Source organism: Streptomyces sp. NBC_01476 (assembly GCF_036227265.1).
Lineage (GTDB): Bacteria > Actinomycetota > Actinomycetes > Streptomycetales > Streptomycetaceae > Actinacidiphila.
This window is the reverse complement of record NZ_CP109446.1, coordinates 4,804,045-4,817,049: the sequence shown is the minus strand read 5'-3', so window position 1 is coordinate 4,817,049 and position 13,005 is coordinate 4,804,045. Positions and strand designations below refer to the sequence as shown.

Below are 13,005 nucleotides of genomic sequence, written 5' to 3'. Positions count from 1 at the left end.
ACGCATAGCTGCCGCACAGGCATTGACACCCCCAACGGCATCCCACAGACTCCCGGGAGAGCGCTCTCCCAGAGTCGACCCCCCACCGTGGAGATGCCCATGAGCCTGCTGTCCGCACTGCTGCGAAGTACCCGCAAGACCCGAAGGCGCAGACCGCTCATCGCGGCCGGCGTCGCGGCCGCCCTCGCCCTCGGCGGCGCCATCAGCTCCACCGCCGGCACCGCGCACGCCGCCGACACCCTGCTCTCGCAGGGCAAGACGGCCACCGCCTCCTCCACCGAGAACGCCGGCACGCCGGCCTCCGCGGCCGTGGACGGTGACGCCGGTACCCGCTGGTCCAGCGCCGCGTCCGACCCGCAGTGGCTGCAGGTCGACCTCGGGGCCACCGACACCGTCAGCTCCGTCACCCTCAACTGGGAGGCGGCCTACGGCAAGTCGTTCAAGATCCAGGTCTCGGACAACGCCCAGACCTGGACCGACATCTACTCCACCACCACCGGGGCGGGCGGCACACAGACGCTTTCCGTAAACGGTTCCGGGCGCTATGTCCGGTTGTACGGAACCGCCCGCGGCACCGGATACGGCTACTCCCTCTGGGAGTTCCAGGTGTACGGCTCCACCGGCGGCACCGGCCCCGGCGCCTGCGGCACGGCCAACGCCGCGCTGAACAAGACCGCCACCGCCTCCTCCACCGAGAACGCCGGCACGCCCGCGTCCGCCGCCGTGGACGGCGACACCGGCACCCGCTGGTCAAGCGCCGCGTCCGACCCGCAGTGGCTGCAGGTCGACCTCGGCAGCTCGCAGTCCGTCTGCCAGGTGGGCCTCAACTGGGAGGCTGCCTACGGGACTTCGTTCAAGATCCAGGTCTCGGACAACGCGCAGACCTGGACCGACATCTACACCACCACCACCGGCCCCGGCGGCGTGCAGACCCTCAACGTCACCGGCACCGGCCGCTACATCCGGCTGTACGGGACGGTCCGCGCCAACGGATACGGCTACTCCCTGTGGGAGTTCCAGGTGTTCACCACCGGCAGCTCCAGCGGCGGGAACGGCGGCACCACCGGTGGCACCACGAGCCCGCCCCCGACCGGCGGCGGCGGTGACTTCTCCGGCACCGTGATCTCCGCCTACAAGCAGGTCACCGCGTCCTCCTACGAGGGCGCCAACGCCCCGGCCGCAGCCCTCGACGGCCGCACCAACACCCGCTGGTCCAGCCTCTACACCGACGACCAGTGGCTCCAGGTGGACCTCGGCAACGTCGGATCGATCAGCGGCATCGTGCTCAACTGGGAGTCGGCGTACGGCACCGGCTACCACATCGACGTCTCCAACAACGGCACCGCGTGGACGCCGATCTACACCACCACCACCGGCAAGGGCGGCATCGAGAAGCTGCCCGTCACCGGCACCGGCCGCTACGTCCGGCTGACCGGCACCGCCCGCTCCTCCGGCTACGGCTATTCGCTGTGGGAGTTCCAGGTGTACGGCACGGTGGACACCTCCACCGCGACGCCGCCGATGCTCTCGGGCCCGACCAAGGCCCCGGCGACGCTGAACCAGTTCCAGCTCTCCGCGCCGGCCGACAAGGCGATGGTCACCAACACCCGCCGTCCCGCGCTCAGCTGGGCGGCCGTCGGCGGCACCGCGCACTACGAGGTGTGGCTCAACCTCAGCCGCACCGACTACGACTTCACCGCGTCGGGCAACCTCCTCGACCTCTACACCAAGGTCGCCGAGGTCACCGGCACCAGCTACACACCGAGCTGGGACATCACCGACCGGTGGACGTACAAGTGGTACGTGGTCGCGGTGAACGGCTCGGGAACCAAGACCACCTCCAACATCCGCACGTTCAGCGTCTATCTGCCCGACATCGAGCAGGTGGCCGACGGCGTCAACGTGATCAACGGCGCCCGGGACCTGAACAAGGACGGCACGATCGAGCCGTACGAGGACTGGCGGCTGTCGGTCGACACGCGGGTGAACGATCTCCTCGGGCGGATGACGCTGGAGGAGAAGGCGTACCAGATGTTCTACAACGTCCAGCAGTACCCGATGTCCGGCTGGCACTTCGGGCCCGCCCAGCCGGCCGACCTGAACAACGTGCTGCTCTCCACCGCGGCCACCCGGCTGGGCATCCCGCCGGTCTCCGCCGGTGACACCACGGCCGGCTACCAGACCACGTACCCGCTGCAGAGCACGCTGGCGGCGGGGAAGGACTATCCGCTCGACTACAAGCTCGGCGACATGCAGCGCAAGGAGGAGCTGGAAGTCGGCGCCCGCGGCACCCTCTCCCCGCTGGCCGAGGTCGGCACCAAGGTGCTCTACCCCCGCATCCAGGAGGGCAACGGCGAGAACGCGGATGTGGCCGCGGCCCAACTGCGGGCGCTGGTCTCGGGCTTGCAGGGCGGACCGGAGCTGAACCCCGGTTCGGTGCTGGCCACCGTCAAGCACTGGCCGGGCGAGGGCGCCGGCGGCGAGGCGGGCATCGTCTACGACGGGGTCACGATCAAGTACCACATGATCCCGTTCAAGGCGGCGATGGAGGCCGGCGCGGTCAACATCATGCCGGGCTACGCGGGCAGTTCGTATCTCGACCCGGGCGGTCCCGGCGCCGGTGACAGCGCCAAGATCCTCACCTACCTGCGGCAGAACCTCGGTTACACCGGTCTGATCACCACCGACTGGCTGCCGTCGGGGGCCTGGATCAACGCGGCCAACGCGGGCTCTGACGTGATGGGCGGCGCCGACCCGGGCGCGCCCGACTTCACCATGGCGAGCTTCGAGAACTCGGTCCCGCTGGCCCGGATCAACGACGCGGTGACCCGGATCCTCAAGCTCAAGTTCGAGCTGGGCATCTTCGACCACCCCTACGGCGACCCGGTGAACGGCCCCTACCGTTTCCACCAGCCCAGCTACACGCAGCTCGCCAACCAGGCGTCCCGCGAGTCCAACACGCTGCTGAAGAACGACGGGGTGCTGCCGGTCAAGCTCAACGCCGGCGACAACATCGTGGTGGCCGGCGACCGGGCCACCGACAGCGCGGCCTGCTGCATCTGGTCGAGCTACTTCCACGCGGACTACGGCTCGCTCGACCAGCTCGACGCGCTGAAGGCGAGAGCAACCCAGGCGGGGGTGAACGTCTACCAGGGCACAGGACCCACGCCGAAACTGGCGGTGGTCTACGTCGGTGAGCCCTCGTACACGCACGCCACCGCCTGGCCGGACACCCAGCCGTATCTGCCGGCCGACCAGGTCGCCCTGATCCAGAACTACAAGAACCAGGGCATTCCGGTGGTCGTCGTCCTCACGCTGCCACGACCCATCGTCATCAGTGACTGGCAGAATCTCGCGGACGCCGTCGTCGTCACCTACCGCGGTGGCGAGGAGGTCGGCCCGGCCACGGCGAGCCTGCTCTTCGGGGACTACACCCCGCGCGGCAAGCTCCCCTGGCAGCTCCCCCGCAGCCTGGACCAGGTGCTCAAGCCGGGCGGCGGCGATGTCCAGGCCGACGCGAACGAGGCGTGGGACCTGCCGTACGACCTCGGCGCGACGGCCGCGGAACGGGCGGACATCCGCGCCAAGATCGACGCGGGCCAGACCGTACCGCCGACGTACGGCAATCCGCTGTACCAGTACGGATCGGGGCTGACGAGCTGGTGACGCCCCACAGCGGGCGGTAACGCACGGCACGTCGAACGGTCAGGGCGGGCCGGGGTCCTCGGACTCCGGCCCGCCCGCACGCCGTCCGGGGGCCTGCGCGCCGGCTGCCCCCTCGCGTTCCTCACGCTCCTCGGCTTCGTCCCAGCCCTCCCGCTCCTCCCGCTCCAGGGCGCGGACCAGCGCCTCCAGGCCGGCCTCGGCGCCGTCCGTGCTCCCGGTGGTGAGCCAGTCGATGAGGAAGCCGCGCATGGCCGCCAGGATCAGCTCGGCGACCTCCAGCTTGCGCCGCTCGGGCCAGTCGGGCGGGCAGATGGAGAGCAGCAGCGGCAGATACTGCCGGGACGCCTCCCGGCCGAGTGCGGCGTAGCGGTCGGGGTCGTACATCGTCAGCCCGATGGCCTGGTCGAGCACCCGCAGCCCGGACTCGGCACCGGTGAGGACCGGCCATATGGCCCGTACCCGGGCGGCCAGCGTGCGCGGTCCCGGCCCCTCGACCGCGCCGGCCAGCACATTGCCGACGCGCCGCTCGCGCAGCCGCAGGATCGCCTGCCGGAGCAGGTCGTCCACGCCGTCGAAGTGGTAGAGCAGCACCTTGTGGGTGGTGCCTGCCGACCGGGCGGCGCGCCGGAGCGAGAAGTCCACCAGACCGTTGGCCGCGAGGTCGTCGGTGACCCGCGCCAGCAGTTCCTGGCGCCGCGCCTCACCGCGGGTGGATCCGGTCGAACGCCGGTAGGCCGCCCGTCCGGGCGGGCCGTGCTCCTCGCGGGGGTCCGCCCCGTCACCGTCGCCGTCACCGTCGCCGGCATCCATCGTCAGTGTCCTCTCCGTGCCGCCGCCCCGTCCGAAGGTATTCCGCGGAGATCCAGGGCGGTGAAGTGATCCACGTGGTTCACTTCACACAGGATGAAGTGTGACCCAACGGGGAGGTCGATGTGCACGGATCCACGGAACGGGAGAAAGTCCGCTTCACGAGCGGCGGCACCGCATGCGCCGCCTGGTACTACCCGGGGACCAACGGCGGGTGCGTGATCATGGCCGGCGGCTTCGCGGTCACCAAGGAACCGGGCACCGACCGCTTCGCCCGGCCGTTCAACGAGGCCGGGTTCGCCGTCCTCGCCTTCGACTACCGCCATCTCGGGGAGAGCGGTGGCCGGCCACGGCAGATCGTCCGGATCAAGGAGCAGCTCGCCGACTGGCAGGCCGCGATCGACTTCGCCGCACGACTGCCGGGCGTCGACCCCGACAAGCTCGCCATCTGGGGCTTCTCGGCCTCCGGCGGCCACGTCTTCCGGGTCGCGGCGCGCAACCCGCAGCTGGCCGCGGCCATCGCGCAGACCCCGAACGCCGACGGGCGGGCCGCCGCGCTCAACATGATGCGCCACCAGAAGCCGCTCGCCGCGCTGCGCCTGACCGGCCGCGGCGTCCTGGACGCCCTCGGGGGCCTCGCCGGCCGCCCGCCGCGGCTGGTGGCGCTCGACGGGGAACCGGGCGAGGTCGCGCTGCTCACCACGCCGGACGCCATCGGCGGCGGCCGGGTGCTCGACCCCGACGGCCGGTACGCCGACTGGCAGCAGGCGGTGGCCGCCCGGTCGGCGCTGCCGCTCGGCTTCTACCGGCCGGGCCGCGACGCGGTCCGGGTGCGGTTCCCGCTGCTCGTCGTGGTCTGCGACCAGGACACCGCGGCGCTCGCACCGCCGTCGGTCGCCGCACAGCGGCGGGCACCGCGCGGCGAGCTGGTCCGGCTGCCCGGCGGCCACTACGCGCCCTTCAAGGAGGCGCACGAGGCGGCGGTCGCGGCCGAACTCGACTTCCTGCGGCGGCACTTGCTGGGCCCCGCGGAGACCACCACCGAAACCACCGACACCGGCACCGACACCGGCACCGACGCCGACACCGACGCCGACACCGACGCCGCGGACACGTAAGCGGCGGCGCGGCGAACGGGCGGCCCGGAGCCGTACAACTGCGGGCCGCCCGACAGGGGTTACGCCGCCGGGCCGCCGCCGAGCAGTTCACGGACCCGGTCCTGGCCCACCGCGAGCAGCAGGGTGGGCAGCCGCGGGCCGGTGTCCCGGCCCACCAGCAGCTCGTAGAGCAGCGCGAAGAACTTCCGCTGCGCCACCTTGAGTTCGGGCGTCGGCTTGGCGTCAGGCGCCAGGCCGGCCTGCACCTTGGGCACCGCGTAGACGTGCGTGGTCAGACCGTCCAGCGACCAGTGCGCGTCCAGCCCGTCCAGCAGCAGTTTCAGCGCGCCCCGGTCGTCCTCCTCCAGCGACGCGAGCCGCTCCGCGTCCGGCAGCGCCCGCACCACCGTGCGCTGTTCGGCCGGCACCTGGGTGGTGATCCAGTTGACCGCCCGGTCCAGCCGCGGCCGTACCTCGTCCAGCGACGCCAGCGGGTGCTCCGGGTCCAGTTCGGAGAGGATCCGCAGCGTCTGCGCCTCGGCGCCGGCCGTGATGTCGGCGACCGACGCGAGCGTGCGGTACGGCAGCGGGCGCGGGGTACGCGGCAGCTCACCGGCCGCGGTGCCGGCCGCCCTGGTGTACGCGGCGAGGTCGCCGGGCAGCGCCGAGCCGTCCTCGACCTTGCGGACCAGCGCGTCCCACTCGTCGTAGAGCCGCTGGATCTCCTGGTCGAAGGCGATCTTGAAGGACTGGTTCGGGCGGCGGCGGGCGTAGAGCCAGCGCAGCAGCTGCGGCTCCATGATCTTCAGCGCGTCCCCGGGGGTCGGCACGCCGCCCTTGGAGGACGACATCTTCGCCATCCCGGAGATGCCGACGAAGGCGTACATCGGCCCGATCGGCTGCTTCCCGCCGAAGATCGGCCCCACGATCTGCCCGCCGACCTGGAAGGAGGACCCCGGCGAGGAGTGGTCGACGCCGGACGGCTCGAAGACCACCCCTTCGTACGCCCAGCGCATCGGCCAGTCGACCTTCCAGACCAGCTTGCCGCGGTTGAACTCGCTGAGCCGGACCGTCTCCCCGTGCCCGCAGGCGCAGGTGTACGTCAGCTCGGTGGTCTCGTCGTCGTACGCCGTGACGGTGGTCAGGTCCTTGCCGCACGCAGCGCAGTAGGGCTTGTACGGGAAGTAGCCCGCGCCCCCGCCGCTGCCGTCGTCCTCCGCCGCCGCGCCGGAGCCCTCCTCGGCCTCCAGCTCGGCCGCGTCCACCGGCTTCTGCGACTGCTTGCCCGGCGCCTTCTTCGTCCGGTACTGGGCCAGGATCGCGTCGATGTCCGCCCGGTGCCGCATCGCGTGCAGGATCTGCTCACGGTACGCACCCGCGGTGTACTGCGCGGTCTGGCTGATCCCGTCGTACTCCACGCCCAGCTCGGCCAGCGCCTCGGTCATCTGTGCCTTGAAGTGCTCGGCCCAGCTCGGGTACGCCGAACCGGCCGGCGCCGGCACCGAGGTCAGCGGCTTGCCGATGTGCTCGGCCCACGAGTCGTCCACGCCGGGGACGCCGGCCGGCACCTTGCGGTAGCGGTCGTAGTCGTCCCACGAGATCAGGTGCCGCACCGCGTGGCCGCGCCGCCGGATCTCGTCCGCGACCAGGTGCGGGGTCATCACCTCCCGCAGATTGCCCAGGTGGATCGGCCCGGACGGGCTCAGCCCGGAGGCGACGACGACAGGTTTTCCCGGGGCGCGGCGCTCCGACTCGGCGATCACGTCGTCCGCGAAACGGGAGACCCAGTCGGCCTCGGTGTTCTGCGCCACGGTCCTCTTCTTCCTGGGGGTTCCTGGAGGTGCTGCTCCGGTCGGGGGCCGGAAGATCCCGGCCCGCCCATTGTCCCAGAAGGAAAAGCGGTGGCGCCCCCGTGGAACAATTGACCACAGTCATCCCCTCCCAGCGAGAAACGGCATCCCATGGCCTCGGTCCCCTCCCTTTCCGCCTCGCTCCAGCAGCGCGTCTCCACCGCCCTGACGGCCGCCGTGCCGTCGGCCGAGGGTGCCGACCCGCTGCTGCGACGTAGCGACCGGGCCGACTTCCAGGCCAACGGGGTGCTGGGCCTGGCCAAGCGGGCGAAGACCAACCCGCAGGCGCTCGCGGCCACCGTGCTCGCCCAGCTGCCCCCCGACGACCTGATCGCCGGGGTCGAGGTCTCGGGCCCCGGTTTCCTCAACATCACCGTCGCGGACGCGGCCATCACCGCCAACCTCGCCCGGCGGCTCGACGACGACCGGCTCGGCGTGCCCCTGAAGCCCGATCCGGGCATCACGGTGATCGACTACGCCCAGCCGAACGTGGCCAAGGAGATGCACGTCGGCCACCTGCGCTCCTCGGTGATCGGCGACGCCATCACCAAGATCCTGCGGTTCGCCGGCGAGCGGGTGATCCCGCGCCACCACATCGGCGACTGGGGCACCCAGTTCGGCATGCTCGTGCAGTACCTGATCGAGCACCCGCACGAGCTGGACCACGGGGGCGACGAGGCGGACGGCGAGAAGCTGGACGGCGAGGAGTCCATGTCGCGGCTCGACCGGCTCTACAAGGCGTCCCGGAAGGTCTTCGACTCCGACGAGGAGTTCAAGGACCGGGCCCGGCGCCGGGTGGTCGACCTGCAGGCCGGCGACAAGGAGACGATCGCGCTCTGGCAGCAGATCGTGGACGAGTCGAAGATCTACTTCTACTCGGTCTACGACAAGCTCGACATCCAGATCGTGGACGAGGACATCGTCGGTGAGTCGGCCTACAACGACATGCTGGTGGAGACCTGCCGGCTGCTGGAGGAGTCCGGCGTCGCGGTCCGCTCCAACGGCGCGCTGTGCGTCTTCTTCGACGACATCAAGGGCAAGGACGGCGAGCCGGTCCCGCTGATCGTGCAGAAGGCGGACGGCGGCTTCGGCTACCCGGCCACCGACCTGTCCGCGGTCCGCGACCGTACCGCCAACCTGCACGCGACCACGCTGCTCTACGTGGTCGACGTGCGGCAGTCGCTGCACTTCCGGATGGTCTTCGAGACCGCCCGGCGGGCCGGCTGGCTCACCGACGACACCACCGTCAAGCACCTGCCGTTCGGCACCCTGCTGGGCAAGGACGGCAAGCCGTTCAAGACCCGGGCCGGCGAGAGAGTACGGCTGGAGGACCTGCTGGACGAGGCGGTCGAGCGGGCCACCGCGGTGGTGCGGGAGAAGGGCGAGAAGATCGGCCTCACCGAGGAGGAGATCACCGCCAACGGCGTGCAGGTCGGCATCGGCGCGGTCAAGTACGCGGACCTGTCCACCTCGCTGGGCCGGGACTACGTCTTCGACCTGGACCGGATGGTCTCGCTCAACGGCGACACCAGCGTCTACATCCAGTACGCCTACGCCAGGACCCGCTCCATCTTCCGGAAGGCCGCGGCCGGCCAGACCGCCAAGGCGCACCCGGAGCTGCCGCTGGCCCCGGCCGAACGCGCGCTGGCACTGCACCTGGACGCCTTCGGCGACACCCTCGCCGAGATCGCCACCGTCTACGAGCCGCACCGCCTGGCCTCGTACCTCTTCCAGCTCGCGTCGCTCTTCACCACCTTCTACGAGCAGTGCCCGGTGCTCACCGCGGAGGGCGGCCCGGCCGAGGTCGAGAACCGCCTCTTCCTCTGCGAGCTCACCGCCCGCACCCTCCACAAGGGCCTCGGGCTCCTGGGCATCCGCACCCCCGAGCGGCTCTGACCGCCTGACGGCACGTCACGGCCCTGGCGCCGGGCCCCGGTCCGGGGTCCGGCGCCCGGGGCCGGCCGGCCTCCCGCAGGGCCGGTTGTCAGTGGGTGGCCCTAAAGTCGCGGGCATGGCGATGCTTCCGAACCCTCTGCCGCGACTCGCGGACGACCCGACCGGGGCCGGTCTCGGCCTGCGGCTGCCCGCCGGCAGCCTGGTGGACGCCACGGACGACGGACCGTGGCACGAACCGCTGCTCTGGTACGGCGACGGGCCGGCCGAATCCGGCACCTGGTCGGAGCTGCTCGCCGCGCGGGCGGTGGGGCTGCAGCCGCTGCTCGTGGAGACCGGCAGGGCGACACCGGGCGGACCGGCCGACTGGGAGCTGATGCCGGGCCGGACCTCGTATCCGGGGGACCACGACGCCGAAGAAGTGCTGGCGGAGTACCTGGAGTATCTCGCCGAGGACGAGGCGGAAGCGGCCGCCACCGCGGCGGGGACGGCCGGGGAGCCGACCGCCGCAGCCGGGGGCGCCGCGTGGCCCGGGCTGACCCCCGCGGCGGCCGTCGCGGCCGATGCGGCCGACGCCGCCGAGACAGCCGACACAGCCGACCCGGACACCGTCGCCGCCGAGGTCATCGCCGGCCTGGTCAGCGACGGCGAGCTGGACAAACCGCACCCCGCCCTGGTGTACGCCCGCCGCAGCGCCGACATACCGGCCGCCATCGGCTGGTCCGGCCCGGTCAACCACGAGGACGACGTGGCGCGGCTCTGTGCCGTCCTGCGGTCGTGGGAGGACCGGTTCGGCATACGGGTGGTCGCGCTCGGCTTCGACACCCTTACGGTCACGGTCGCCGCCCCGCCGCGCACCCTCGCCGAGGCCGAGGCCGTCGCGATGGAGCACTACGGCTTCTGCCCGGACAACATCGACCAGGACAGCGACTCGCTGCGCTCCTATGCCGAGGGGCTGCTGGAGGCGCGCACCTGGCACTTCTGGTGGGACTGAGCCGCCCGCGGACGCTGTCCCACGGGACGCACGGGCCGCACGCTCAGACCAGTTGCTCCCCGAGCACCGACAGGAAGCGCAGCTTCTCCTCGCTGGCGCTGCCCGGCCGGGCGGTGAAGACCAGCAGCGCCTGCGACTGGTCGGGGTCCAGCAGGCTCTGCCCGTACAGCTCCAGCCGGCCGACCCGCGGATGCTCGATCCGCTTCGCGGGGCAGTAGGGGCCCACCACCGGATGCTCGCGCCACAGCGCGGCGAACTCCTCGCTCGCCGCGAGCAGCGCCGCCACCAGCTCGGGCGCGCCCTCCCGGGTGGACACCGCCCGCAGCTGGCCCGCGATGGTCCGGGCGACCGCGGGCCGGTCCGCCGCTGGATGCCGCAGCCGGACCGCCGGGTCGGTGAACCAGCGGTGGGCGAGGTAGCGGTCCATGCCGGTGTACGCGGTCTGGTCGCCGACCAGGGCGCGCGAGAGCCGGTTCTGCGCGAGGGTCTCGCCGAGATGGGTCATGATCTGCGCCGGGCTGTCCGTCATCCGGTCGAAGATGCGGACCATGCCGGGGTTGGGACGCGGGCGGTCGGCGGTCCGCCGCGGGGGTGCGTAACCGGCCAGCCGGAAGAGGTGGTCGCGTTCGTCCGGGGAGAGCCGCAAGCCGCCGGCCAGCGCGGCCAGCACCCGCTCTGAGGGGCGCGGGCCGCGCCGCTGCTCGATACGGCTGTAGTAGTCGGTGGACACGCTGCTGAGTTCTGCGACCTCTTCACGGCGCAGCCCGCCGGTGCGCCGCCGCCGCCCGCGCGGCAGCCCTACGTCCTCGGGCTGGAGGCCCTGGCGCCGGGTGCGCAGGAAGTCGGCGAGTGCTGCCCGGTCCATACGGCCGCTCCTGTCGGTTGCCCGCGGTGCCCTGACGGCTGTCCCGTCCCCGCCAACAGTCTCCTGCCACCGCCGATTCCCCGTGGCGTGACCGGTATCACAGGACACTCTGTCCCTGGATGGGCCCGGGCCGCCTTGTGACCGTGGGGGCATGAACAGCTCCCCGCACAGCGAACCCGTCTTCCCCGCCGCCGCCCACTGGATCGGCGGCGGGCCCGTACCGGCTTCCGGGCCGGTGATCGACGTCCTCAACCCGGCGACCGGCGCGGTGGTCGCCGCGGTCCCGGCCGGTACGGCCGCCGACGTCGACCGGGCCGTGGCCGCGGCAGCCGCGGCGCTCCCCGGCTGGGCCTCGACCGCCCCCGCCGACCGGGCCGCGGTCCTCCGGCGCGTCTGCGAGGGCCTGCAGGCCCGCACCGAGGAGATCGCCGCGACCATCACCGCCGAGATGGGCGCGCCGATCACCTTCTCCCGGATGGCACAGGCCGCCCTGCCGGTCATCTCGGCGACCGCCACGATCGCGGCGGCCACGGACTTCCCGTGGACCGAGGAGGTCGCCACCTCCCTCGTCGTCCGTGAGCCGGTCGGCGTGGTCGGTGCGATCACTCCGTGGAACTTCCCGCTCCAGCAACTGGTCACGAAGGTGGCGCCGGCACTGCTCGCGGGCAACACGGTCGTCCTCAAGCCGTCCGAGATCGCCCCGCTGACCGCGCGGATCTTCGCCGAGGTTGCCGCGGAGGCGGGGGTGCCGGCCGGCGCGTTCAACGTCGTGCACGGCACCGGGCCGGTCGTCGGTGAGGCGATCGCGGCGCATCCGGACATCGCGATGGTCTCCTTCACCGGGTCCACCCGGGCAGGCAAGCGGGTGGCGGAACTGGCCGCGCGGACCGTGAAGCGGGTCGCCCTCGAACTCGGCGGCAAGTCCGCGAACGTGATCCTGCGCGACGCCGACCTGAAGGACGCGGTGACCCGCGGGGTGGCGAGCGCGTGGACCAACAGCGGGCAGGTGTGCGGGGCGTGGACGCGGATGCTGGTCCCCGCCGAGCTGCAGGACGAGGCGGTCGCGCTCGCCCGGGAGGCCGCGGCGGAGTACTCCGTCGGTGACCCAGCGGACCCGGCCACCCGGCTGGGGCCGCTGGTCTCTCCGGCCCAGCGGGACCGGGTGGTCGCGTACATCGAGAGCGGTGTCGCCGACGGCGCGACCCTCGTGACCGGCGGGCCCGCCCCCGTCCCCGGGCTTCCCGGCGGTGCCTACGTCCGCCCGACGATCTTCGCGGACGTCGACCCGGCGTCGGCGATCGCCCGCGAGGAGATCTTCGGACCGGTGCTCGTGATCATCCCGTACGCGGATGACGACGACGCGGTGCGGATCGCGAACGACACGGTCTACGGGCTCAACGGAGGGGTTTTCGGTGACCCCGGCCACGCGATGTCGGTGGCCCGGCGCATCCACGCGGGCCAGCTCGACCTCAACGGTGCGGCGATGAACCTCCATGCGCCCTTCGGCGGCTTCAAGCAGTCCGGCAACGGCCGCGAGATGGGACGCTTCGGGCTCGAAGAGTTCCTCGAACTCAAGTCCATCCAACGCTGACGGCGCCCTCGCGGGCGTGCGGTGCCCTACCAGGGGCGCGAGGAACTGCGCGAGCAACCGGCCACCGGCCGGTGGTCCGGACACGACAGCAACAGCCCCACCCGGCCGGTGACGGAGTACGGCCCCGTCGTGGCCGGTCGCGCAGTTCCTCCCCCAGACTTCGTCCGGGGGTACCCCCAGCGCCCCTAAAAACACCCGCCGCCCGCCAGGGCACCCGAACTCCCGACCCCGCCGAGAAATCC

General features: G+C 72.1%; 8 protein-coding genes. 5 read left to right on the top strand and 3 right to left on the bottom strand.

The window, feature by feature from the left end; genetic code table 11:
• Positions 1-99 precede the first annotated feature (99 nt).
• Complete coding sequence (locus OG552_RS36455) at positions 100-3,666, top strand: discoidin domain-containing protein (protein ID WP_443070984.1); 3,567 nt, start codon at positions 100-102, stop codon at positions 3,664-3,666.
• Between the two features lie 39 nt (positions 3,667-3,705).
• On the opposite strand, the gene OG552_RS20995 is transcribed toward OG552_RS36455, so the two are convergent.
• Complete coding sequence (locus OG552_RS20995; protein WP_329135177.1) at positions 3,706-4,476, bottom strand: TetR/AcrR family transcriptional regulator; 771 nt, start codon at positions 4,474-4,476, stop codon at positions 3,706-3,708.
• 122 nt (positions 4,477-4,598) lie between these two features.
• Between OG552_RS20995 and OG552_RS20990 the strand changes: the two genes are divergently transcribed.
• Positions 4,599-5,591, top strand: a complete 993-nt coding sequence (locus OG552_RS20990; protein ID WP_329135176.1) for an alpha/beta hydrolase — start codon at positions 4,599-4,601, stop codon at positions 5,589-5,591.
• A 59-nt stretch (positions 5,592-5,650) separates the two neighbouring features.
• On the opposite strand, the gene lysS is transcribed toward OG552_RS20990, so the two are convergent.
• Positions 5,651-7,381 carry a lysine--tRNA ligase gene (gene lysS, locus OG552_RS20985; protein ID WP_329135175.1) on the bottom strand — a complete coding sequence of 577 codons (1,731 nt, stop codon included), beginning with the start codon at positions 7,379-7,381 and terminating at the stop codon, positions 5,651-5,653.
• Positions 7,382-7,531: 150 nt separating this feature from the next.
• On the opposite strand from lysS, the gene argS reads away from it, so the two are divergent.
• Together argS and OG552_RS20975 are read left to right on the top strand one after the other, a co-directional pair.
• A complete protein-coding gene (gene argS, locus OG552_RS20980) occupies positions 7,532-9,316 on the top strand; it encodes an arginine--tRNA ligase (RefSeq protein ID WP_329135173.1) in 1,785 nt (594 codons plus the stop codon).
• A gap of 115 nt (positions 9,317-9,431) precedes the next feature.
• Positions 9,432-10,307 carry a DUF4253 domain-containing protein gene (locus OG552_RS20975; protein WP_329135170.1) on the top strand — a complete coding sequence of 292 codons (876 nt, stop codon included), beginning with the start codon at positions 9,432-9,434 and terminating at the stop codon, positions 10,305-10,307.
• A gap of 43 nt (positions 10,308-10,350) precedes the next feature.
• Here OG552_RS20975 and OG552_RS20970 read toward each other — a convergent pair whose 3' ends face one another.
• Positions 10,351-11,172 carry a helix-turn-helix transcriptional regulator gene (locus OG552_RS20970; RefSeq protein WP_329135168.1) on the bottom strand — a complete coding sequence of 274 codons (822 nt, stop codon included), beginning with the start codon at positions 11,170-11,172 and terminating at the stop codon, positions 10,351-10,353.
• Between the two features lie 151 nt (positions 11,173-11,323).
• On the opposite strand from OG552_RS20970, the gene OG552_RS20965 reads away from it, so the two are divergent.
• The gene (locus OG552_RS20965) at positions 11,324-12,763 is read left to right on the top strand and encodes an aldehyde dehydrogenase family protein (protein WP_329135165.1); all 1,440 of its coding nucleotides are present in this window, start codon (positions 11,324-11,326) and stop codon (positions 12,761-12,763) included.
• Positions 12,764-13,005: the final 242 nt, after the last annotated feature.

Excerpts from the sequence above, each read along its gene's own strand:
- OG552_RS36455 (WP_443070984.1), top strand. The coding sequence starts at position 100 with ATGAGCCTGCTGTCCGCACTGCTGCGAAGTACCCGCAAGACCCGAAGG.
- OG552_RS20970 (WP_329135168.1), bottom strand. The coding sequence starts at position 11,172 with ATGGACCGGGCAGCACTCGCCGACTTCCTGCGCACCCGGCGCCAGGGC.
- OG552_RS20975 (WP_329135170.1), top strand. The coding sequence starts at position 9,432 with ATGGCGATGCTTCCGAACCCTCTGCCGCGACTCGCGGACGACCCGACC.
- OG552_RS20995 (WP_329135177.1), bottom strand. The coding sequence starts at position 4,476 with ATGGATGCCGGCGACGGTGACGGCGACGGTGACGGGGCGGACCCCCGC.
- OG552_RS20965 (WP_329135165.1), top strand. The coding sequence starts at position 11,324 with ATGAACAGCTCCCCGCACAGCGAACCCGTCTTCCCCGCCGCCGCCCAC.
- argS (WP_329135173.1), top strand. The coding sequence starts at position 7,532 with ATGGCCTCGGTCCCCTCCCTTTCCGCCTCGCTCCAGCAGCGCGTCTCC.